This window comes from Balneolaceae bacterium, from assembly GCA_034521495.1.
In the GTDB taxonomy this organism is placed as follows: Bacteria; Bacteroidota; Rhodothermia; order Balneolales; family Balneolaceae; genus Rhodohalobacter.
In genome coordinates this window covers 17,504-41,195 of sequence record JAXHMK010000021.1, presented here as the reverse complement: position 1 = coordinate 41,195, position 23,692 = coordinate 17,504, and the positions used below count along the sequence as shown (strand labels likewise).

Genomic DNA, 23,692 nt, shown 5'->3' with positions numbered 1-23,692 from the left:
CGGTTAGTCCTGAGCTGTGGGATCGTGTCGCTAACAGTTAACACTAACAGTGCTTGTTTTATCATATCGAATTCACACTGAGAATTATATTTTGTTTTAATTTTCCTTGTTATTCTGAGTACTCCAAGACCTGCCCATCTTCCAAAAGCTGGCTTCGAAGTTCACTGTAGTCCACATCCTGCACTGCCTGATCTTCCCTTAATGCTATAACAGCGGCAGCGGCAGCACTGTGACCCAAAATCATAAAAACAGGTTCCATACGAATCGAACCAAAGGCTATATGCGATGCAGACATCGCCACAGGAACCAGCAGGTTCTGAATTTCTTCTTTTTTGGGAATGATGGATCCATAAGCAATTTGATACGGCTGATCAGGACTGACGCCAATATCTCCTTCATTTTGTACATACCCCTCAGGGGTGATATATCTTTGGACGTTATGAGAATCGAGCGTATAGGAACCCATTCCTACCGGTTCAGGCACATCACGATTTCCAAGCACTTCATGCTCAGTCATGACAACATCCCCAATCATTCGCCTTGCTTCCCGGATATACAATTGATGCGGCCAGTGGCCATTGTCGGTAAATTCATCTTTGGCTAAGCCCCACCGTTTGACTTCATTCTGAATTTCGCGGGGCACTCGAGGATCATTTGCCAAAAAGTACATCATCCCTTTTTGATAATCCTCATGTTCCTGAATGATCTGTTTACGGCGATCATAGGAGGCCTCCGGATAGTCGTAGTTCATCCCAATATAGTCGGTACTTACCGGCCCGTGATTATTAGTATCAGTTTTTCGATTGGGAATTTCATCATACTTGGTGAAAAAATTATTGCGTTCGTGCCAACCGGATTCAAACAACCGGAGCAGCAAAATGTATTGTGAGGGTTCGTAATTGTCCGGTTTCGGGAACGGAACTTTGTTATCGGGATGATCGCTTAAACACATTCGAAAACAATAGGCTTGTACTCTGTGATCCCCACTTCCTTTTTCACCGGGAGGTGCCACGGATACATTTCCAATAATTCCGCTGGAGGGATCGCCCGGCGATATGTAAGGATCTACATAGGGTCCATCGGGCGGGAAATAATGACTGTGATGATAGACGCCTGTTTGAACTCCGTTCCATTCCTCATCATAGGTATCATTGGACTCACGTCCTACATGGTAACTGACTCCGGCCGCCGCCATCAGGTCTCCCTCGTAGGTGGCATCGATAAACATCTCTCCCCGGAATGTTTTTCCACTGAGTGTTTCAAAGGAGACAATACGCCCATTTTCGGTCACCACTCCATCTTTTCGATTCAGCCATTCATCCCGGAGAACGGTAATCCCCTCCTCTTCGATAAAATCTTCAAATACCTGTTCCGCGATATGAGGTTCAAAAATCCACATCGTGCCAAACTCCTCGTCCAGTGCGGTTGTTCCCTGTCCGCGATTTCCAAATTCCGAGCGATCCTGCCAGCGCCAGGTCTCGTCCTGCTGATAATATTCATACACACGCTGATAAAACTCCCTGGATAAACCGCCGATCACTACTTTATTTCCCGTATCCGTAAATCCAAGGCCTCCAGATGAAAGACCGCCAAGATGTTTATCCGGGGAAACTATAATCACCGACTGGCCTGTTCTGGCCACTTTTACAGCCGCTGTCACCGCAGCCGATGTTCCTCCGTAAATGATGACATCTGCTTCATAATTGTTCGAATCAGAAGATCCACGATTTGTACAGCTGATCAGCAAAAAACTTATTGTAAGGAAAAATAATATGTTTTTTTTCATGATGGTTGATTTGAAGGATTGACTAAAATCTGATAAATAATGGGGATGCATTCATGTATTTTTAACTCAAGATCCTCTGCACAAATCATTTTAATAACCTTTTAATTAGATTCCCGCTCCGCCAGTTGATCTTTCACCTCAACCAAGTTTTCCGTGTGCTCTTCAACCATCTTCTCAATTTCAGCAAGTACCTCCGGATGCTCGTTTGCTACATCATATTTCTCTGCCGGATCTTCACGTAAATCATACAACAAGGGAGTATCCAAAACCTGTTTCTCTTCAAACTGCCCGTAGGCTCCTTCGATAATAAAGTGGGCTTTGAAGTTACCTTTCCGTGCCGCATACAGGGTAGCTCCGCGATAGAACAGCATCTCTTTTCGGGGTGATTCACCCTCGCCCATCAGCACTGGAGTTAAATCAACTCCATCAACAATCCGGTCATCCGGTACAGCTACTCCAGCCAAGTGACTTACTGTTGTAAAAATATCCAGGGTACTGCCGATATCGGTTACAATTTCCGGCTGGATGGTTCCCGGCCACCAAAAAATAGCTGGGACACGAACGCCTCCCTCCCAGGTCATCCCTTTTCCTGCACGAAGCAGTCCGGAGCTGCCCCCATGCGTTCTGAAAACCAGCCATGGGCCGTTATCGGAAGTGAATACCACCAATGTTTGTTCTTCAATCTCAAGTTCTTTCAGTTTGTCAACGATCTGTCCCACGCCGTGATCGATCTCTTCAATCACATCACCATACAGGCCCGCATCACTGTGGCCGGTAAACTCATCAGATGCAAACAGCGGAATGTGCGGCAGGCTGTGAGCCAGATACAAGAAAAAAGGCTCATCGCTGTGTTCCTCAATAAAGGAGATGCTCTCCTCCGTATATCGGCGGGTAATGGTGTTTTGATCTGCGGGACGCTCTATAATTTCGGTGTTTCGCATCAAGGGTACATTATAGTAATCAATGGGGATGTATTCATCTGCGTACTCCCAATAGGGAGGTTTTCCCTCGATTGCATCCATGTCGTTGGAGTAGGGAATGCCGTAGTAGGTTTCAAACCCATGATTTGTGGGCAGGTACTGCTCGAGGTGACCCAGGTGCCACTTCCCGATGAGTGCCGTATGGTACCCCGCTTTTTTTACCTGTTCAGCTATCGTTACTTCCCGTTGGGGCAATCCTCCTTTGGAATCGGGAAAGAGGACTCTGTGCACGTCGCTTGCCATGCCGCTTCGTACCGGATAACGTCCTGTCAGAAGTCCAGCCCGGCTGGGTGTGCATACACTGGCTGCACTATAAAAGTTGGTCCATTTCTGTCCTTCCGCTGCCATTTTATCAATATGGGGAGTTCGGATATTGGGTGCTCCGTACGAGCTCAGATCACCGTATCCCTGATCATCGGTAAAAATGACAATGATATTGGGTTTTGATTGATCAGTATTTTGTGCCAGAGATGTTGAAAGTGGATAAAATCCAAGAAGAGCGATTAGTGTTATTGCTAATATTTTCATGCAGGCGTTGATTTTTTATTTCTGAATTTGACCTCAATATACTACATGATTTCGAGGGATTCGCTTTTATAGTTTTCGGGCTCAACTAAAATAACCAGCAGAATGGAGGCAGTTTGAGAAAAAATCCCGGACAATTATCTCGCCCGGGATAACGGTGTCTGTCAAACATGGGTTAGTACGTGACAGCATATATGCATGAACTGATGAGTGTAGTGATCATCAGTTCTATAGTTAATACACATTGAATGCCAAAAAGTATTAGCCCGAAAATCTCATAATTATACTCTATTCCTCCTCATCATTTTCAGAATTCGTCTCATCGTCTTCACTCTTATAAATATCAGCTTCAGGATTTCCAGCAGCCAGTAAGTATGCCATCAGATCTTTTAATTCTTCAGGATTCAATGCATTAATCAGCCCCGGTGGCATCTGAGAGGTTTCAGCTTCTTCAATGGAAGCAACCTGATCGCGGGAGACTATCGTTGGAGGCTGATCCATATTCTGCGTATAAATTTCCACGGTATCCCGGCGTTTTACAATTTGTCCGGTATACGATTCTCCATCATTCGTCTTAACCATATAACTACTGTACTGATCAGAAATCGAGCGGCTCGGATGAATAATCTCTTCCAATATTCCTTCTCTGTTAAATCGATTGCTTACACTACTTAAATCGGGTCCGATATTCCCCCCGAAACCGCCCAACCGATGACAGGATGCACACGCGGTTGCATGAAACAGGCTACGGCCTCGTTCGAAACTTAATTCACTATCTGTTTCGTTGCCGTTTTGATCTTCATTCAGCACTGCTAAAGCTTCTTCCACAGTCCACTCTCGTCCAGGTCCGGCGGGTGGATTAATTTCAAAATCGGGTGTTCTATTCAGGCTGACTCCGGTCAGATCAGATACTGCCTCTATTTCCTCTTCTGAAGCATTTCGCAAGGCTTCGTCACGCATTCGTTCTAAAAAGCCGGAATAACTATTTCCTCCCATCCCCTGTTCAGAGGCCTCGTTAATAAACGTAAAGTATTCCCGACGCTGCTCAATGGTCCATCCGTGAGCCAAATTTCTAAGCATAAATGCATATTCCAATTTATGAATTGGAGGTGGATTGTTAAGCATTTCCATAATGGTTCCGCCATACTCTTCACTCCTGGCAATCAGGGCAGAGTTCCAATCGGGCACCGGAGGTGCTTTCTCTTCCTGTAAAAGTGCCAGGGCTTTTTCAATCACCCGGGGCTCTTCCAGGTAAACCAAAAGCCTGATCACTTCTGTATTCACTCGTACATCGTCATGTGGCAGCTGTTCTAATAAGATGTCAGTGATTTCAGAGCGCTGTTCATCATCGGGATCACCCAGGCGCATGAATATGAGGGATGCGGCTCGCAGATATCCCAGTTTCTGCATGGGAGTCAGAGATTCAAAATTCAGGTCTATCAACGATTCAATTGCTCCGTTACGGTACTCTTCAGAACCGGCGCGAGCCAATGCAACCAGGGCTGTGATACGCGCCTGGGGTCTCTCCTCATTCATTGCTTTTTCTGCCCATGCATCCACCGGTTGCCATTCAACAGCTACCCTGGCAGCGTGACGTATAAATCGATCGTGATTGTCCAGGTGAGGCCACGCCGTATCAATCGCTTCAGAATTTTGAGTTCCATGAAAAGCTTCGAGACTTTTACGCAGTTCTCGGGCCTCTTTTGCCTCATCGTCCTCTTCGAACGACTCTGCTTCGGTGGTAGATTCGTTTCCAGTATAAATAACCCGGTAAAGTGTAGATTCTTTATCCCGGCCACCCGTCACAAAGTATAAATATCCATCACTCCCAATTACAGCATCTGTCAACGGCAGTGGTGATCCGGAAAGAAATTCTTCAACCTCTGCCTTATAACTTGCCCCTTCCGGTTTAATATGAAACGCATACATCGTTCCGAACGTCCAATCTAAACCAAACAATGCATGCTGATATTTTGCCGGGTATTTCGCTCCTGTTCCAAACAAGAGACCCGTGGGTGACCCCGGGCCTACATTTACGATTGGAGGCAAGCTATCTTCGTAATACTCTTTCCATTTTCCGCTACCACTCCGCCAGCCATAATCACTTCCGCTAACGGCGTGAACCAATCGTGTAGGACGATACCAGGGCATCCCCATATCCCATTCCATATCCGAATCATAGGCAAACAGATCCCCATGTTGATTCTGAGCGATATCGTAAGTATTACGATAACCGATACTGACCATGTGCCACTCCGTAGCATCTGAATTGATACGGGCAATATATCCACCCGGAGCTGTGATCCCCCTGGCGTGGCCGCGTGCATCCCAGTTACGGGGCAGTAAGATATCTTCCTTCCAATTTTTTATGCTGCTTGAGGTAAAGTCAGGTGGCGGAGTATGATTACCGTTTACCACATACAAACCATTATTATCTTGTGCTTTTATCAAGGCATGATTCCCATGTTCACCACCGCCATCAGGTCCTCCAAGGTATTCCAGGATATTAAAGAGGTCACCTTCTTCATTATACTTCATTCTGAACAGGCCTTTTCCGTTTACATTCACATATAAATGATCATCCATCCACTGCAAACCCTGCGCACCGGAAATTGGCATCACAAGTTCTTCAGTTCTGACTTCCGGATTATCAATATCACCAGAAATTTCAATTCGATACATCCCTTTGGTCTCTTGATCCGAAGCGATCAAGTGCCCTTTTGGACCGACCCCTAAAGCTACCCACGATCCCTGCTGCTCGCGTGGTACCTCATAGATCTTTTGAACTTCAAAACCGGGAAGTGTCTCTATGTTTTGTAAAACGGAATCTTTTTCTGCATCAGCAAAATGTTCACTATCCTGTAAATCAACTCGCTGATTTATATTGGCACTAAATCCCCCAGCTATCAACATCGTTAATAAGAGAAAGAAGATATTCAGATAGAATCCTGCCCGGCTAACATTAAATTTCATGAAAACTAATCTTTGTTAATGTTTAAAAGTTCATCCTTTGAGATAATGAAACACCATAAATATAGCTAACAGATTTAAAGAAGTCTTTGCAAAACTCTTACCGTCCTGAGCTACTGATTTTACCCAACAGCGAACAACACTATCTTAGAGTTGACATTTATATACCACCCGCTATTACCGCACCATATTCGATATTAACAACTTGAATAACGTCAATTTCGACATCTCTCCCTTCGGCCTTGATGGATGGAGGAATTGCATGGTTTGCATCACAGCACGGGAGAAATCGCTCTGCGCGCTCACCTGTGAGCATTCGCAGAGTGTACCCGTGCGGGCAAACCGTGCCCGGAAGCCATCACAGCCGGGAGGTTTTGCATACTTTTGACGGACCAAAAGTATGGAGACGTTAACATCGATTTCGTGTTTGGTTTGCGTCTCTGCTCTCCCATCTGGCGCAAGTGTTAAGCGCAGCGTCACTTGTGCCCCTTTCCATTTGCAAAAAAAGATTGGGCACAAGTGACATCCTCGACTTACTGATGGCAGAATGATTTTTCCGACAAGTCAGTACCCACACGATTCCAATTTATGCTTTGAAATACCGGATTTAACACTTGCGCAAGTTTAAGGAAGATATCACATGTCGCTCTTTCTAAAAAAGACCTTTCAGAGTGCGACAGCTCCTGAAAGAGTCCCTTGCCATGAAGTCGAACTCTGCGAGGACCTACCGGACTCTCGCAGGTTCTTTATACATTGGATTTTCAATTCACTCCTCAAAAGGATGTTGTTCCAGCAACTCATCGGGTGAATAAAATCCATTCTTATCCTGAGTGGCTTCCCGTACCTCTTTCACTTTTTCGGGAGTAATGGCCGATGCTTCATTTCCAAATGCATTTCTCACATACGTGAGTACAGCTGCGACCTCTTCGTCATTGAGCATTCCCCCGAAAGGAGTCATGGGAACATTTCCGGGATACTCTTTCCCAAGCACTTCTATAGGGCCGGCCAAACCATGTAATGTTAATTTGATCAGCCGTTCTTCATTTCCGTTTACCCATCGGGTTCCTGCAAGGGGAGGAAAACCCGAAGCCGTTAATCCTTTGCCATCGGGCTGATGACAAGTACCACAATAGCCGTCCAGGGCATAAATCTCTCTGCCTTTCATGAATAAATCTCGTTCGGTTCCTGTGAGGCTGGTTTCAATCTCCTCGGGTTCTTCGTCTTGAACGGTTTCTCCAAGCAGGCGTGCAAGAGCCGTATCGTAGGAGGGCCGCATCCAGTCATCGATTGGGTAGTTTCCGGCTTCGTTTAAAATGGATAAACCGTCGTCCTGGCTCAGCCATGAGGCTGCTACAATTGCCTCCAGACGAACCCGGCCATGTTCATCTCCGGCTGCCTGAACGAGCAGATCGACCTGATCCTCCACCTGGTGACCCGTATATCGAAGCACTCGTACTGCAGCAGCTCTGACCCGATAATCCTCCGCATCAAGCAATTCGCGAAGCAGTTGGTCATGAACCTGGTTTAATCCCCAGCTTACCCACAGTGCCTCTAATAAGTGGTGTTCATATCTTTCTTCGCTTTCATCAAGATTGGCAATCCAGGTATCTAAATGTTGTAACACTTCTGATGCATCACGACTCCGTAATTCCAAGCGGGTTCGTTCCCGGGTTCTGAATTCGGGAAGCTTCAGATTTTCAAATAACTCTTCGATGGTTGCGCCAGCCACCTTTGCGGGTTCCACCAATGGCCGTTCAGGATAGGTGATTCGATAAATTCGGCCGTGAACGTGATCTCTGAGCGGATCTCGTGCATTATGCTGCATATGGCCGATCAATACATTGTGCCAGTCCACCAGGTAAAGTGAACCATCGGGAGCAAATTCCATATCCACAGGACGAAAATTACGATCGCTTGATTGAACCAAATCCTGTCTGTGGCGGCTTTTATAACCCGTGCCATCATCTTCCAGTGTATGCTGTTTGGTACCCAGAAATCCTATGGTATTGTTGATCAAAAAGTCTCCCTGAACCTCATCCGGAAAATGCCGGCTCGACACAAATTCCAGCCCTGAAGTCGGACGAACCCTGTGTTCATCTTCAATCAGGTTTCTTGATTTTGGATTGGCTACGCCGTACCTGGGTTTAACTGTACCCGGCATCATCCAGAGAACATCCGGGCCGGATGTTTCGGCAAAGAAATTCTGTCCCCACTCGTCAAATGCAATACCCCACGGATTGGGTATCGATAACTGGGCCGTTCGTTCCAGGCGGCGGCGCTGAGGATTGTACCGGTAAAACCCTCCGTTCGTTGCGCGAACCGGCCCATACGACGTTTCAACATTGGTATGCAGAAATACGCCCTCTCCCATGTAGATAGCGCCGGATGGATCCGCTGTATATGCACTGTGTGCATGGTGAGTATCATGATCATCAAAACCGCTCAAAACAATTTCGCTGGTGTCTGCCCGGTCATCGCCATCCGTATCTGTATAAAGCATCAAATTCGTTCCCTGCGATACATACACGCCTTCCGGTGCAAACTCAAACCCTACAGGAAGATGTAATCCATCCACAAATGTGGTCTGTTTATCAGCCCGGCCGTCGCCATCGGTATCTTCAAGAATAATCAGCTTATCATTGGGTTTTTCATCACCCGGCTTGTAGTGTGGGTAGCTTGGCATTGTAGCTACCCAAAGTCGCCCTTTGGTATCAAATGAGAGTTGAACGGGATTTGCCAGATCGGAAAAATCTTCTTCAGACGCAAACAGTTTAATTTCATAACCGGGGGCCATTTCAAATGTCTCGAGTGCATCCTCTCCGTACTTGTATTCGGGATTCCCATGCTGATCGGGATCGAAATTGGTTTCCACTTCCGGTAGCTGCCGGGTATTTTGATCCGCTGCCGCTACATCCATCTGTTCTCCATTTGCCGCACGCCAAATCGCTGTATCCCTGATAGCGGTCATTTGCCGGGTTTTCTCAATTTCAGCCGGATAGTTGTCCGGACCAAACGGATTGTATCGACGGCCGTAAGCATGCACACCATTGGGAATTTTAAAATCATTATGCCACATCCAGTTTTTTTCAAGTACGGCTTCATGAACTAAGTCCCGATGTTCTTCGACTTCCGCATCAACCTCCCCAAAGACCTCATCAGCCAGCAGTTTTGCGAATTTCGCATACCCTTCTTCATTGAGCTGTGATCCATCAATGGTTAACGGATCTTCACTCGATTCAAACCAGTCTTTGGATGGCGAAAATGCATCAACAAAAAGCACATCATGCTCTTCGGCAAGTGAATTGTGTTTATCGACAACCTCTTCCATTGCCTCCGTATAGAGGCTCAGGTTTTCGTTTTCACTGCGACCATCGGGCAGATCATGCTCATCGGAAAGATTTTCAAATGCAATGGGAGAAACAATGGCAAGCTGCGGGGGCGTTTCTCCATTATAGTTCTGATTTAATGTATGTTTGATGAACGCATCCAGTTCTGCTTTGTAGTTTTCCAGCCCGGCCTCTCCTTCAAACGATTCATTATAGCCAAAAAATGCAATGATAATATCTGTTTCAAGCCGGGTCAGCCACTCGTCCGGTGTTTCAAAATGACCCTGGCTGTTTGAATCAGTAGCTAATTCGGTGTAAAACTGTTCGGCGCCGGGAAATGCCCATGGTGAATTACGGGATGCATGAGGACGAAATCCGGGCCTGTTTCCGGGATCACTCATGTTCCGAATAAAGAGTAAACTATCCGGATAGCGAACGTGCATCTCGGTTTCAAAATGGCCGAAATTCATCATTCTTGATCCGAGGTTATTTCCGATTAGTGTAATATGAGCATCCTTGCTGATCTGCAGAGTATGATCTGTTCGAGTGCATTGAACAGCACTGAAAGAAATTAGAGCAATAGCTAAAAACGTGAGTGTTCGATTAAAATTCACTTTCAAGTTAATCACCGTTTATAGTTTGTAAGTTGTCGAGGATTTAGGTTGTCTGAAAATTCTGTTTTTATTCCCCCATTGAAGGGGGAAAGCGAGCATAGTGAGCAGGGGGATGACACAGTAAAGTGCTATGAAAACAAATATCCAGTTTTCAGAATAAAAAATTGTTTTTTCCATCCCCCATTGCCCCCTTCAAAGGGGACACTCCTCAAACAGCTCTTATACCAAATTCACATTATTTATAATCAATCGGTTTAAGGCCCTGGATAAAATCACCAAAACCGAATTTCGTGGGTGTATATTCTCCAATAAGTTCAACGTTGCTATTTTCAGAAACCTCCTCTCCCATGTCGAGAGCCCAGTAACAGGCGTTGACCAAAAGCCTTCGAAAGCCCTCACTTTCCAGATCCTCAGAAGATCCCATGGTTGTAGTAAAAACTTTCCCGGTATTTCCCTGTTCCGAAGTATATGTTTTTGTCCAGGCCACCGGCATGATTGATTTTTCCCAATTGATAGAAGCCTCTGGTGTCATTCCATTGGTTGATGCTCCCCATACCAGAACATCCACATCGCCCTGAAGCTCCCTGGTTCCATATACATCCGTTGGTCCCCAAATATCGGAAACACCCCTAATTATTGGATGATCATTTCGCTCCATAATTCCATCAATTAAGCCCCTGGTTCCTTCACTTCCATGATCTCCATGGTGATCTACCCAGGTTTCACCGAGAATTTGTCTTCCAAATCCGCCTTCCCAGCCGGGAACATCACTATTGTAGGAATACTTTGCATATTCACTTTCCGAATTTTCTGAGTAGGCAAACGCATGCGTTGCCGTTCGCAAGGCTACGATCGGTTTACCGGATTGCACGTATTCATCAATATATTTCATCTGTTCGTCCGGCAATTCACGGAAGCGGGTAAAAATCACCATCAGATCAGCAGATTCAAGATTTTCCAGACCCGGAATATTGTTTTGATAATCGGGTTTGATTTCACCGCTCTCAGGCTCAATTGCAAAAAGAACAGTGGTTTTAAATCCGTGATGTTTCGATAAAATTTTGGCCAGCATAGGCAGGGCTTCTTCGGACCGATATTCATCATCCCCGCTTACCAGTACAATATGTTGCCCGTTGCCCGGTCCCTCGCCCGGTTCAAACGTAATCCATTGGTCGTTTTCCTGGGCATTCACATTCAGGGTACCAATTAAAGCTGCTATCATCAGAATCGCCAGAATTTTGAATATTCTTAAACCATTTTGAAATACATTCATAGTATTTTCTTATTTCAAATTCATATTTTAGCTTGGTTTTGCAACTTTATAAAGCATTATCTAATAGATGCAAAAACACTAAATCAAAAATATTTTTCGTGTTTTTGTGATTTTGTGGCCTATTTAGCAGGATTTAGGTTTTTTTTTGATCTTCGCACTATAAGGTTTTAAAACTTACCACACTAATTGCTATTCAAATTATCCCTGTTAAACACTGATTTCGGGTCGGGTTTTGATCCGCTGAGGACTGCAATCACATTTTGAACCGTAGACACACACATATTCCGGTAGGTGGTGGCTGTAAGGCTTCCAGTGTGTGGGGTAATGAGGGTTTTTGGATGATTCACCAAAAGATGATCGCTACCCGGTGGTTCAACAGCAAGAACATCAGCCGCAAAACCTGCAATTGTTCCGCTGTCCAATGCTTTTAAAAGAGCCGCTTCATCAATAATAGGCCCTCTTGCCGTATTGATGAGAAAAGCACCCGGTTTCATGAGATCAAGCTGCTTTTTACCTATCAAATTTTTCGTCTCTTCCAGAAGCGGTACATGAATCGTCACAACATCCGCCCGTTTCAGAACATTTTGCATTGAGCCGCTTTCATATTCCGATTGAACAGGAAATTTATCCCAATATATCACCTTCATCCCAAAAGCATCAGCCAGTTTTGCAACCCGTTGACCTATATTTCCCATTCCCAAAATACCAAGTGTTTTTTCTCTCAGTTCATCCCCGCTGTATCGGTTCCGCCAGCTCCAGTCCCCGTCCTTGACGCGCTCAACAGACGTCCATGCATTTCGGACACACATCAGCATCAGGGTTAAGGCATGTTCGGCTATGGTTGATGAGTTGGAACCGGGAGCGTTAATGACTTTGACACCCCGCTTTGTTGCTTCGGGAACATCCACATTATCAAGGCCAACACCACAGCGGGCCACGACTTCAAGATCGGGGCAGGCATCCATCAACTCTCGGTTCACCTGGCCTTTGCCCCGGGTGACAATCGCGTGAATGGTAGTATTTTTGGCAACTTCAACCGGATTCACAGGCTGAAAAGCCTCATGAACAATTGTATTTTCACGCAACAGGGTATCCGCCTCTGTAGCAACGGTTTCGAGAAGAAGTACATTTTTTTTCATTGTAAAAATCTAAATTCGAATTTTTTAAACTACCTGTAAATTCTATCTCTGTTTATCTATTACCGTTGGCTTCAGCCAACGGGAGAGAGATCTGATACCTTAGAAGGGCTTTAGCCCCAAATTGAATGTGGCTAAAGCCATTTACCTCCTGCCTTTCATTACCGTCAGCTAAAGCAGACGGTAATAGAAAGATGACACTAACAGACAGAACATAAACCTTCTCCAAGAATAATATTCAAACCGATTACTTTTCTTTTTCTTCTCACCGTGATAAAGCGATGCATCATCACTTTTATATCCCCTGTAATCTTCACGATTGGATTTGTAAAGCCCTTCTTCATAGAGTTCATCCTCAAAAATAGCTTCATCAATATCAGCATCCGGATGGGAGGACAACTCTACGAGATTTCCGGAGGGATCACGTACAAACATCTGCATGGCACCATCGGGTAACTGTCGCACGTTTCCCCAGGGTTTGATATCAATCGCCTCTAACTCTTTCATACGTTTAAAGATGGAATTGAAATCATCCACCTGCATGCAGACGTGGCCCCGGAATGAGGGTGTGTCTTCCCACTCTGAAAGATGGAGCTGCTGTTCATCGTTGATATCAAAAAACATTACCGGGTAATCGAAATTGAAAGCGGGCAGCGGATCGAGGCCCAGCTCTTTTTCATAAAATTCGCCAGCTTCTTCCAGATTATCTACGATAAGTGTTACATGGTTGATTTTAACTGCGCGTGACATAGGATTGGTTTTTGGGTTTAAGGTTTAAAGTCTAAGGTTCAAGATGGCACTCGAAACATCGGGGTGTCCCAAAATGAGCACGAGCGAGACCCCGACTTTTCGGGGCAGGCTGTTCGTGCTATCAAAAGCTCGGAAAGACTATTCATGTTTTAAATTTTTTGCTTGTACTCCTTCACAAAATCCCAATTGGGTGTAACGCCCAAACCGGGTGTATCGGGAGCTTTTATTTTTCCGTTTTCTGCTTCTATGTTTTCGTTTACCAGATCATACATCATCGGGTTGCCACCCAGCGAAAATTCTATAATTGTAGCTGAAGGGCTTGCAAATGCAACGGTAACACCTGCCATAAATGAAAAAGCAGATCCCCAGCAGTGAGGAGCAAGTTCCAGCTGCCATGCCTGCGCAAGATGGCCCACCCGCATCGCTTCCGAGATTCCGCCGATGATCGCTGCATCCGGCTGAACAACATCTATCGCCCGATGGCTGATCAAATCACGGACATCAAAACAGGTGTATTCGCTTTCACCGGCTGCAATGGGAATGGATGTTGAGGCACGAACCTCTGCGGTTCCCTTCGGGTTATCCGGGCTGATCGGTTCTTCAAACCAGTATAAATCAGAATCTTCAACTCCCCTGCAAAACTGTTTGGCTTCGGGTACACTGTAGGTGCCGTGTGCATCCGCCATAATCTTAATATCAGGTCCCAGGGCTTCGCGGGCAGCTTTTACCCTGGCAATGCTCTTTCCAACTGTATCGTCCATCACCCCTACCCGCATCTTTACTCCATCAAATCCCTTTGATACATAACCGGAAAGTTGTTCGCCAATGCCATCCACATCCGCCCAGCCGCCGCTTGCATACGCAGGCATCTGATCCCGGCAGGCTCCTCCAAGCAGTTCCACAACCGGAACATTCAGGGCTTTTCCCTTCAAATCCCACAGTGCCATATCCACACCGCTGATGGCCGATATAGTGAGTCCTCTTCTCCCCAGGATTGGAAATTTCCGGCCTCTTGCCAGGGCATAGTGATCGCGCGTTCCGCTATAAAGCTGTTCCCAGATCCGGGTAATATTCCGTGCATCCTGACCAATTAATGCCGGTTTCAGTTCATTTTCCACACAGCTTACAATGGAAGCACACACCCCGGAAGAACCAACCGCCGCTTTCGCCTCGCCAAAACCCTGCAACCCATCTTTGGTTGTTACAACAACCAGAGTCATATCAAAATGGGTAAGCAATCCATAATCGGACCGGTGTTGTTTTGCTTCCTGAATGGGACAGCGAAGCCAATAAGCTTCTACGTTTTCTATGATCATGTGGTGTTTCGTGATTACGTTTTGAATGTTGAGTTTTGAGATTCCCCTCCCCGAAGTCTCGGGACCAAATGTGGCTCGAGAGGGGACAGATAGCGTAGCGTTTAGCGAAGCTATCAGGGGTGTGTTGAACATGACCCTGTTTCAGGCAGTTCGTGAAAGGGGGCATCACTGACACCCCTCGCCTTCGCTGTGCTTCGGCACTCCCCTCCCCGAATGGTCGGGACGCAAGCGCAAGGGGAGATTTATTTGCCCTACTTCAGGGTTATCAACTAATCAACGGTAAAAGCTTTTCAGCCGATCTGCGGGTCAGTTCCGTATAGAACTCTTCAGAAACGGATGTACTGCCGTGATCTTCAATAAATTTTTTCTGTTCGGCACTTAACCCCTCCGGCTTCTCATCAATTGAATTCAGATACGGATTTGCAGGAGTTCGGTCAACCGGTGAACAGAATTCCACAGAAATAGCCCCGTCAAACCCAGCTTCTTTTACCGTGTCTATAATCTTAGGCCAGTTTAATTTACCCATCCCCGGTGCCATCCGGTTATTATCCGCCACATGAATGCCGTTGATTCTTCCCTTTGCCCGGAGAATCGCGTCATAAATATCATCTTCTTCAATATTCATATGAAACACGTCCAGGCATACACCGCAGTTGGGCCCTACCTCTTTTGCAAGTGCAAGAGCCTGGTCACCCCTGTTGATAAAGTAGGTTTCGAACCGGTTAATGGGTTCAATGCCGATCAGAATTTCCTGTGATTCCGCATAGTCATAAATCTCTTTCATGGATGATACGGCCCACTCCCACTCCTCTTCGGGACGGCCATCGGGAACCAGTTTACCAACAGTGCCCGGCACAACAGATACCATAGTACCATTCAGTTCTTTTACCATTTTTACAACATCTTTCACATACTGAATAGACATGGCCCGCTGATCTTCATCAGCAGCAAGTAAATTTCGCTCTTCCATCATCAGGGTGACCGATCCCCAGCAGCCTATTCCGTGGTCTTTTAACAGTTTGCCAACTTTTTGAGTGTCGTAGGATTCCGGTTCACCGGAAATTTCCAGTTTATGGTAGCCGAGGCGGGCAATTCGTTCGATTGTGGTTTCAATCGGTTCGGCGCGCATCCAGTTGTGTATTGCAAGTTCCATACGTAAAGAATTCTTTTTTAATTATGTATCCGGCTTGAGATCTGAGTCAGCGGAAATACGGATAACTTATTGTTTAAACTGTGTTGATTAATAGCTCGCAGAAAATGTGCAGAAATGCTGATGGTTTGTCAAGTTTTTTTAAAAATGGTTAATCCACCCTTTTTAGCATCAACAATCGAATATCCGGCCCGCCTCCGCCGGGTAAATCCAACGCTTTGAGTGTCAGAACACCTTGTCCGGCTTTCAGATTGATTCTGCCTAGATTTACAGGTCTGAAATCCTTAACGTACGACTCCTGCCGCTCAATACGGTCGTGTTCCATCCCCCGAATTGGAGGATCATGAGCTGTGTCAATTGTTTCCGAAATGCTGTTATTCCCAAATGAAAGTTCCATGACCGTCCCCTCATTCCCTTCGGGGAGCGTATAGTACAGTTCTACTTCAAATTCTCCGCTTTCCAGAACCTCAACATCCCAGGTGATACTGTCTGAGGTGCTGCTCCAGTTTCTGAAGAACGAATCGTTCGGAAACCGATTCGAACGCTCGATAGCTCCATGCGGGATCCCGTCGCGCGCCGGAAGCTGCGTGTTTCGAAATTCCGGATGGCCAACAGGGAATGGGCGGTCGTCTTGCTCACTGTTTTCCAATTCACTTAACACTTCCTTTTCCCAGTTTGCCAATGAATCTGAAAGCGATTCGGCTATCTCGGGATGTTGACCAGCAACATCATTTTTCTGTCCCCGGTCTTGCGGGATGTTGTGGAGCAGTCCTTCATGATCCAGCCGCCACTGCTGAGATCGCACACTGGTCCGCCCGTTCCAATGGCTGTAAATAAGGCGATCATCCAACGAGTCCGTATCACCCAAAAGCAGCGGCTTCAGGCTGATACCGTCAAGAGGTTTGTTGGTTTCAAAAGAGATCTCCGCCAAATCGGCGAGCGTTGGTAACAGATCAATTCCGGCGGCAATCTGATCAATTTCTTTCCCATTCTCTATCATCCCCGGCCACCTGATAAAAAGCGGAGATCGCACACCGCCCTCGTCAATGCTGCCCTTCCGTCCTTTCATTCCACCATTCCACCGCCAGCTATTCGGGCCGTTGTCACTCATGTATATCACGATGGTATTTTCTTCGAGGCCCAAATCTTCCAGTTTTTGGTTGATCCGCCCCACATTCCAGTCGATGTTTTCCACCATCGCCAGGGCTGCGGTTGTAAAGGTGGTGTCTTCCAATTCGGGATCACGGTGACGCATGTCAATGCCCCGCTCTTCAACCTGCTGCCACCACCTGTCCGGCACCTGCATCGGTGAGTGCGGGGTATTATAGGCGAAGAAAGCGAAAAAAGGCTCTTCCTGATGGTTCTCAATAAACGACATCCCTTTATTTGTAAAGTCATCCACGATATATCCTTCTCCCTGAACCAACTCCCCGTTGTGTTCCAGGAATTTAGGACTGAAATAATCACCCCAGTGGCCGGAAGCAAATCCGTAGAACTCATCAAACCCACGGGCATTGGGGTGATAGGGAGCTTGCATGCCGTTGTGCCACTTCCCAAAAATACCGGTTGTATATCCCGCTCGTTTGAATACCTCAGCCAGTGTGGTTTCATCCAGGTCCATTCGTTCGCCACCGGCTGATGTTCCATAAACCCCACTTCGGGGATGATATCGTCCCGTCAAAAGCTCCGCGCGGGTTGGCGAACAGACCGGGCTCACGTAAAAATTGGTAAACGAAGCCCCTTCAACAGCAAGTGAATCGATATGGGGCGTTCGGATATTTTCATTGCCGGTGTAGCTCAGGTCTCCCCAGCCCTGGTCGTCTGTAACGATCAGAACAACATTGGGCAATGCATTCTCTCTATCGATTTTGTTTTCGGTACAAGCATTGAACACTAACGCAAACAGAATGATTATGAGACTGTAATTTGTTGCATTCATTTTTATTTGCTTTTAAAGATTGATCTTGTTTTCTGAAGATTCGAGAACTTACCCGAAATTTTATGGAAAAATATTTTTAACGTCATGATGGGCCTAAAGGATTGAATAACAGGAGGCAGCACAAGGAGTGTCAACAAGTTAAGTACAGCTATTCAAATTCTACTTGTATCGCGTCCATCACAGGAGTTGCAAATTCACCTCCAGAAACACGAAACTCAAACGTAAAGCCATATCCGGCTGGCAAGTTATTAGTTAGTAATTTCGCCGGTTCAGATTCAATTACACGAACAAAGCCAGCTTTTTGACTGTAGGATTCAGACACCTCCTGAAATTCCGTCCACTGGTCGATCTGGCCATCCTTATCGGTATCGACACCAGCTCGGGCTTCTACGCCATCCACCCACGGTCCACTGCTCACAAAGTCGTGATCGCTGCGTTGTACGATCAGGTAAAATTTTCCCTCTGCAAAACCGATGGTCGGGTCAGGGTGAAATCCTTCACCGATCTCTCCATCCCAGATAAACGAATCATAAATATCATCGCTTCTCCAGCGACCGACACGCATCGATTTTTCATCTTCTTTTGGATCATAATCACAAAACAGGTAATAATGTCCACCTACTTTTATCATTGTGTAATCCCCAAAGGCATCCTGTTCTTTTTCAGGAATCTGATAGGTAAACGGACCGGCATAGCGATTGGGAACAAAATGTGAAGAGGCTGGGGCATACTCCGCCGTGGAACCGGTAGAAGGTGCACGTTCATCAATCGGAGGTTTAAATTCGTGATGTTTAAAACCGGAATAGCCATCGGGGCTGTTGGTATGCCCGGCCAGAGGGGAATCCCAGGAATGCTCGCGCGGATTCAACGGGGTCCAGTCTTCATATATCATGTGAAAAGTACCGTCCCCATCACGAAATATCGCCATATCTGAACCGTGCGAAGGATCATCGAACACCATCCCGATCTCCCTGCCCGGTTTTCCATCAGCCAGATCATCGTCCATAATCAGGTGAGGTTGCTCGTCATTTGGCTTGTCAAAATAGATGTAAAACGTTCCATTCAGATACTCCGCTGTTGTTACCCAGCGGTTCCGCCAGCTGGTGACCGGACCGTGATGCTTCCAAGATTTCATATCTTCGCTATGCCATGCATGGTAACCATATTCCTGATCGCCCTGCAAGGCCGCCAGCAGCCAGTAATTATCCTCCCCTACCGGAACAAACACAGGAGCATCCACTGCACTGTCCGGGGTCACTTTTGCGATCTTCTGCCAATTATCCCATTGCGGCGACTGCTGAAAAGTGATAGAGGAAAGTTTTCGTTTTTCTTGAAACTCCTTAAATATTGAGCTAAACAGAGCTTTTTCAGTAGTGGGTCGGAGAAGGCCGTCAGACAGGGTAAAGTCATGCATATCTTCTGCTGCCGCTTCCCATTGCTGCTGAGAATTTATATGCCATATTCCGTTGGTTTCTGCAATTTTAGCATTCTGTCCCGTGGATAAAGCTGGCATGCAGCCTAATAGGATAACTGAAAAACAGAATATTTTACCAATTTTAGGAAGATTCATAATTCTTATTATCAACTTTATAAATACTAATTAATCAATCATTTAAATTCTTTTAAGAATCAGTATGTCAGTGACATATATTCTACAAGCGTTGTTATTCAATTGCTATTCCTGGTTCCTTGTTTAAGTACCCAAGTGATTGGAGAAAACTATCAGCCTCAGAAACTGTTTTTTTATAATATTCAAAATTTCTATAGTTGAAAAAGCCGTGCTCTTGTTCATCATATAAATGAAGTTCACATCTACTATCAACATTTTCCATTACTTTTTGGTAGTATTTGGCTGTTTCTACTGGTATTAAATCATCATTTGTTCCCAGAAATAAAATTGTTGGTGGCGCTCCCTTTTTAATGTTATGAAGTGGTGAAAAGTCCTTGTAGGCATCACCAATTCTATCATATCCATAACCACCGGGGCCGTTGTCTATAACTGGATTAAAGAGTATCAAGGCGTTCGGGATACTGCTTATTGAAATATTATCCGTATTCTCGTTATAGTCATCGATTAATGCCGTCGCTGCTGCCAGATGGCCTCCGGCAGAACCACCAGATGCAACAATCTTCGAGGTATCAACATGAAATCTCCATGCTCTCCATAGCTGATTGCATCTAATGACTCAACGGATTCCGTTACGTAGCTAGGGAATATCTCGTGTACTGGCATGTGGTTCAATTGATGCCACACTCAACCACCACCAAGTAGACAATGCAGGATATCTGATGATATCATGTTATATACTCTGTAATCTACAAGGAAAGCAACCATACCTCTTCGTGAAAAATACCTGGCATGTGGTTCAAATTGATTGATAGAACCACCAACCCAACCACCACCAAAGTAGAAAACAATTGCAGAATATTTTTTTTCTGGATTGATTAATTCGAGGATAATAGATGTCCATGAAGACTTTGGAGGCGGGCTGGAATCAACCTGCTTATATAGCACTTCTTCTTGGAGAATACCACCGTTGGTAAGTCGGCAGGCATCGGCCACTCCTTCATAAAAAGGGGAAAATTATAACACCATACAATAAACCGAATTTTTATGCTTACACTACTCATTTTTTAAATGTTGTTAACGTTTTACTGATATCCGATGGTAGTGATTTCGAAGTACTCCATTGTCAACCAAGTACAAACTTTGATCCATTACTCCTCAAAAAATTGTGCCCGGTGTTCTTCGGCAATTCGAATCAGGCGATCTGCAATGTCGGGATATTCGTCAATCACATTTACCTTTTCATACGGATCGTGAACCATATCAAAAAGTGATAGCTCAATCTCAGATTGTTGATATAAGCCGGGCATGCCGTCCCTGCCGCCAACCGGACTGGTTCGATATCCGTGAGGTACATGCAGTTTCCATTTCCCGTCACCGCTCATTACTCCCTGAAATTCATTTCCATTCGTAAACGCATAGTACTCCTGTGGAGATTCGGCATCGTCATCCCCGACAATCAAATTCCACACATTTTTACCATCAATCTCGTAATCAGGCAGTTCTGATCCCGTCAGTTCGGCAATCGTGGGCATCAGATCGATTGAGAAAAATGTGTTGTGAGACACTGTATTTGCTTTCAATTTCCTGCGGATACGAAATGATTAACGGACTTCGAATCCCGCCGTCGAATGAAGTTCCTTTCCCCTCCCTGAAATGAGTTTGTCCGGAGTGATTGGCATAGGACAGCCACGGGCCGTTATCGGAAGTAAACATGACAATCGTATTGTCTCTGACTCCGTTGTCCTCCAGTGCCTTTACAATCTCACCGACCGACCAGTCGATCTCCATCATCACATCGCCGTAAAGACCGGTACCTGATTTGCCTTCAAATTTATCGCTGACAAACAGCGGGACGTGAGGCTGCGGATGCGGGACATACAAAAAGAACGGATCGCCACTGTTTCTGTTGATAAAATCGACCGACTCTTCGGTAAACCAGGTGGTAAAGTTTTTTTGATGATCAGCCGTCACCGAATCGATCATTACCTCTCCGTTTTTCCAGTAGTGCATGGGATACTGTCCCCAGTACTCAGGATTTTCGGGATGACCGGCCCACATATCGTTGGAATACATAATGCCGGCTGTTTCATCAAAACCACGGTTATGCGGACGTGTCTCCTCCTGGTCTCCCAGGTGCCACTTACCGAAAAATCCTGTTCTGTATCCATTTTCTTTTAGCATTTCTGCCATGGTCTCAAACCTGGTCTCAAGCCCCAGAGCCTTGGGCGGATGAGCATTAAAAAGGCCGTTACGTTCGGGATAGGTACCGGTCATCAGTGCCGCGCGGGAGGCTGAGCAGATCGCCTGGGGTACATAAAAGTTCATAAACTGCCGACCCTCTTCAGCCAGCGTTTGTACATTGGGCGTGGGATACCGGGTTTCGGCAAATGGCTGAAAATCGGCAAAACCAGCATCATCCAGGAAAATGAGAACAATGTTGGGTTTGTTAATTTCATTGTTATTGCCAGCATCCCGGGATGTACAGCCTGCAATTTGAATCAAAATTATAACTGTAAGAACAGACAGGGTTACATTTATTTTTTTTAGCATAATGACTTCCCAAATTTAATAGGTTACATATCTTGTTTTCTTTTGCTACTCAACAATCCGCACAATCCTTCGTCCTTCGTAATCATGCCAGTCATCCGTTGCCCGTACAAATATAGTATAGGTTCCCGGCTCAAGGTTTAACGGCAAGTTTGATTTCCATAAGTGATGCGGAGTTGGATTAGCCTCTCCTGTACGTCTCCAGTTGAGATCAGTAAGCTGATCCTCACGCTCTTTCATGGCCTTATAAACAGGATCAGGTTCTTGAGTTTTTGACATCGGCACCCATTCTCCTTCGTGACCAACTTTTGCTTCTACCAAGGCATCAGGCAGTGCATTAAAAACGTTGGCAAATATCTCTGCTTGATCCAGTTCTTCAACCGGAACCTCATCGGGTGCTGAAACATGCATCTGAAAATCAGCTGGCCGGCGGGCGGCTTTAAATGTAAATTTCCAGTCATCCCCTTCGATATCCAAAAAACCGTAACCGGTTGGCGTTCCGTCTCGCATCAATGAATGAGGTATCCCGTATTCATCATGTGCCCCGGTCCACCATGAGCCACAAACTGTTGCCATACTTACCATATGATGCTCTTCGTTACCGAAAAAACCATCCTCTTCCCCGATAAACCGATGATAATGGCGGTGTGTATGCGCCGCAAATGTAATCGCGTTATCATGATCTGCCATCAGCCTGAAAAGCTCCAGTTTCTCATTTTCATCTGCCCATGGAGTGGAATCCACCCAGGGGATATGAGTCATAAATACCACAAGTTCATCATCGGGAATCTTCTCTAAAAAGTTTTCAACAAATTCCAGCTGCTCTTCACCAAGGCCGGTTCGGTAATACCTGTCATCTTCCTCTACAATCCAGCGAATATTATCGGTCACTATAAAATGAGTGTTTCCGTACGTGAATGCATACCAGGAGGGCCCGTATGTGCGCAAATAAGTTCCTCTTGCGTCCCAATTCGTATCAGCAGAAAAATCAATATCGTGATTTCCCATTACATGCCGCCAGGGAATTCCGATTTGTCCGATCACCTGGTTCAAGGGTTCAAACAGGTTGAGGTCATCAAATACCAAATCTCCCAATGTGGTGCCAAAGGCAGCATCAACACCGATAACTTCCTGAACAGAATCGTGAGCAATATAGTTAACCTCTTCGATGGTACGAGGTTGTGTATCTCCAAAAACGAGCACCCTGAACTGATCGGTTTCCTCCTGCGGATAGAGTGCAAAATCTATGGACTCTGCTGCCTCTCCTGTTGGCTTTAATCCCTCATATTCTGTTCCACCGGCCCCATCGGTACTCAAAATGGTATAAAACTGCGGAATATTGTTATGATTTAAACCTGTGGTCCAGCTTTTGGGCTTAAGAACAAAAACAACAGAATTATCTGAGGATTCCAATTCGTAAAATCCATTCTCATCAGTCTCAACAATCGCCGAACCGTTTGAAACTAATACCCCCTGAATACCTTTCTCAGCGGAATCAAACGTATTATTTTCATTGGCATCATGATAGACATAACCGCTGATTACGGTTTGTCCATGATTAGCTGCGGGAAATAAAAGCATTAACGAAAAAAGCAGGTTTGCATAAATAACTGCTTTTTTTACCAGTTGAAGGTGCATCAAATTTGTCATTTTCAGTTTCCGTTGAGGGTTCTTGTTTTACTCTTTAAAAGAGTAATAAACTGAGATTTGAATACAAAGTTAATTCTCTGCTAAACAGCGGACAGTTTATCTGAGGGTAAAACTCCTTTATGTAAAGTCTGTTCAACGAGTTTACCGGTTGAATTTAAAA

The 23,692-nt window shown here is 45.6% G+C and carries 17 protein-coding genes; all 17 read right to left on the bottom strand.

Annotated elements, in window-relative coordinates:
- Positions 1–109: 109 nt before the first annotated feature.
- The 17 genes from U5K72_18335 to U5K72_18255 all read right to left on the bottom strand — a co-directional run bounded on the left by U5K72_18335 (position 110) and on the right by U5K72_18255 (position 23,532).
- Positions 110–1,786, bottom strand: coding sequence for an FAD-dependent oxidoreductase (locus U5K72_18335; protein MDZ7720783.1), 1,677 nt, complete (start codon positions 1,784–1,786; stop codon positions 110–112).
- A 101-nt stretch (positions 1,787–1,887) separates the two neighbouring features.
- Positions 1,888–3,294: a sulfatase gene (locus U5K72_18330; protein ID MDZ7720782.1), complete on the bottom strand. Its 1,407-nt coding sequence runs from the start codon at positions 3,292–3,294 to the stop codon at positions 1,888–1,890.
- A gap of 285 nt (positions 3,295–3,579) precedes the next feature.
- Positions 3,580–6,264: a c-type cytochrome gene (locus tag U5K72_18325; GenBank protein ID MDZ7720781.1), complete on the bottom strand. Its 2,685-nt coding sequence runs from the start codon at positions 6,262–6,264 to the stop codon at positions 3,580–3,582.
- Between the two features lie 763 nt (positions 6,265–7,027).
- Positions 7,028–10,201, bottom strand: coding sequence for a PVC-type heme-binding CxxCH protein (locus U5K72_18320; GenBank protein MDZ7720780.1), 3,174 nt, complete (start codon positions 10,199–10,201; stop codon positions 7,028–7,030).
- Positions 10,202–10,436: 235 nt separating this feature from the next.
- Entirely contained in the window at positions 10,437–11,474 is a 1,038-nt protein-coding gene (locus U5K72_18315; GenBank protein ID MDZ7720779.1) for a ThuA domain-containing protein, read from the bottom strand.
- A gap of 182 nt (positions 11,475–11,656) precedes the next feature.
- Positions 11,657–12,613, bottom strand: a complete 957-nt coding sequence (locus U5K72_18310) for a hydroxyacid dehydrogenase (protein MDZ7720778.1) — start codon at positions 12,611–12,613, stop codon at positions 11,657–11,659.
- A 168-nt stretch (positions 12,614–12,781) separates the two neighbouring features.
- Positions 12,782–13,360, bottom strand: a complete 579-nt coding sequence (locus U5K72_18305; protein MDZ7720777.1) for a VOC family protein — start codon at positions 13,358–13,360, stop codon at positions 12,782–12,784.
- Between the two features lie 149 nt (positions 13,361–13,509).
- A complete protein-coding gene (locus U5K72_18300) occupies positions 13,510–14,676 on the bottom strand; it encodes a mandelate racemase/muconate lactonizing enzyme family protein (protein MDZ7720776.1) in 1,167 nt (388 codons plus the stop codon).
- Positions 14,677–14,941: 265 nt separating this feature from the next.
- Complete coding sequence (locus tag U5K72_18295) at positions 14,942–15,829, bottom strand: sugar phosphate isomerase/epimerase (protein ID MDZ7720775.1); 888 nt, start codon at positions 15,827–15,829, stop codon at positions 14,942–14,944.
- Positions 15,830–15,977: 148 nt separating this feature from the next.
- Positions 15,978–17,765, bottom strand: a complete 1,788-nt coding sequence (locus U5K72_18290; GenBank protein MDZ7720774.1) for an arylsulfatase — start codon at positions 17,763–17,765, stop codon at positions 15,978–15,980.
- Between the two features lie 148 nt (positions 17,766–17,913).
- Complete coding sequence (locus tag U5K72_18285) at positions 17,914–19,278, bottom strand: hypothetical protein (protein ID MDZ7720773.1); 1,365 nt, start codon at positions 19,276–19,278, stop codon at positions 17,914–17,916.
- Positions 19,279–19,429: 151 nt separating this feature from the next.
- Positions 19,430–19,783: a dienelactone hydrolase family protein gene (locus tag U5K72_18280; GenBank protein ID MDZ7720772.1), complete on the bottom strand. Its 354-nt coding sequence runs from the start codon at positions 19,781–19,783 to the stop codon at positions 19,430–19,432.
- Positions 19,784–19,839: 56 nt separating this feature from the next.
- The gene (locus U5K72_18275; GenBank protein MDZ7720771.1) at positions 19,840–19,998 is read right to left on the bottom strand and encodes a hypothetical protein; all 159 of its coding nucleotides are present in this window, start codon (positions 19,996–19,998) and stop codon (positions 19,840–19,842) included.
- 21 nt (positions 19,999–20,019) lie between these two features.
- A complete protein-coding gene (locus tag U5K72_18270) occupies positions 20,020–20,328 on the bottom strand; it encodes a hypothetical protein (protein MDZ7720770.1) in 309 nt (102 codons plus the stop codon).
- 155 nt (positions 20,329–20,483) lie between these two features.
- Positions 20,484–20,867 carry a hypothetical protein gene (locus U5K72_18265; protein MDZ7720769.1) on the bottom strand — a complete coding sequence of 128 codons (384 nt, stop codon included), beginning with the start codon at positions 20,865–20,867 and terminating at the stop codon, positions 20,484–20,486.
- The gene (locus U5K72_18260) at positions 20,827–21,885 is read right to left on the bottom strand and encodes a sulfatase-like hydrolase/transferase (GenBank protein MDZ7720768.1); all 1,059 of its coding nucleotides are present in this window, start codon (positions 21,883–21,885) and stop codon (positions 20,827–20,829) included. Before U5K72_18260 ends, U5K72_18265 begins: the two co-directional genes overlap by 41 nt.
- 45 nt (positions 21,886–21,930) lie before the next feature.
- Entirely contained in the window at positions 21,931–23,532 is a 1,602-nt protein-coding gene (locus U5K72_18255) for a calcineurin-like phosphoesterase family protein (GenBank protein ID MDZ7720767.1), read from the bottom strand.
- Positions 23,533–23,692 lie beyond the last annotated feature (160 nt).

What these genes read in the sequence shown, in the direction of transcription:
- U5K72_18285 (MDZ7720773.1), bottom strand. Translation starts at nt 19,278, where the DNA reads ATGCCAGCTTTATCCACGGGACAGAATGCTAAAATTGCAGAAACCAAC.
- U5K72_18315 (MDZ7720779.1), bottom strand. Translation starts at nt 11,474, where the DNA reads ATGAATGTATTTCAAAATGGTTTAAGAATATTCAAAATTCTGGCGATT.
- U5K72_18290 (MDZ7720774.1), bottom strand. Translation starts at nt 17,765, where the DNA reads ATGAATGCAACAAATTACAGTCTCATAATCATTCTGTTTGCGTTAGTG.
- U5K72_18325 (MDZ7720781.1), bottom strand. Translation starts at nt 6,264, where the DNA reads ATGAAATTTAATGTTAGCCGGGCAGGATTCTATCTGAATATCTTCTTT.
- U5K72_18255 (MDZ7720767.1), bottom strand. Translation starts at nt 23,532, where the DNA reads ATGACAAATTTGATGCACCTTCAACTGGTAAAAAAAGCAGTTATTTAT.
- U5K72_18295 (MDZ7720775.1), bottom strand. Translation starts at nt 15,829, where the DNA reads ATGGAACTTGCAATACACAACTGGATGCGCGCCGAACCGATTGAAACC.
- U5K72_18300 (MDZ7720776.1), bottom strand. Translation starts at nt 14,676, where the DNA reads ATGATCATAGAAAACGTAGAAGCTTATTGGCTTCGCTGTCCCATTCAG.
- U5K72_18275 (MDZ7720771.1), bottom strand. Translation starts at nt 19,998, where the DNA reads ATGCCAGTACACGAGATATTCCCTAGCTACGTAACGGAATCCGTTGAG.
- U5K72_18330 (MDZ7720782.1), bottom strand. Translation starts at nt 3,294, where the DNA reads ATGAAAATATTAGCAATAACACTAATCGCTCTTCTTGGATTTTATCCA.
- U5K72_18305 (MDZ7720777.1), bottom strand. Translation starts at nt 13,360, where the DNA reads ATGTCACGCGCAGTTAAAATCAACCATGTAACACTTATCGTAGATAAT.
- U5K72_18335 (MDZ7720783.1), bottom strand. Translation starts at nt 1,786, where the DNA reads ATGAAAAAAAACATATTATTTTTCCTTACAATAAGTTTTTTGCTGATC.
- U5K72_18310 (MDZ7720778.1), bottom strand. Translation starts at nt 12,613, where the DNA reads ATGAAAAAAAATGTACTTCTTCTCGAAACCGTTGCTACAGAGGCGGAT.
- U5K72_18260 (MDZ7720768.1), bottom strand. Translation starts at nt 21,885, where the DNA reads ATGCTAAAAAAAATAAATGTAACCCTGTCTGTTCTTACAGTTATAATT.
- U5K72_18265 (MDZ7720769.1), bottom strand. Translation starts at nt 20,867, where the DNA reads ATGCCCACGATTGCCGAACTGACGGGATCAGAACTGCCTGATTACGAG.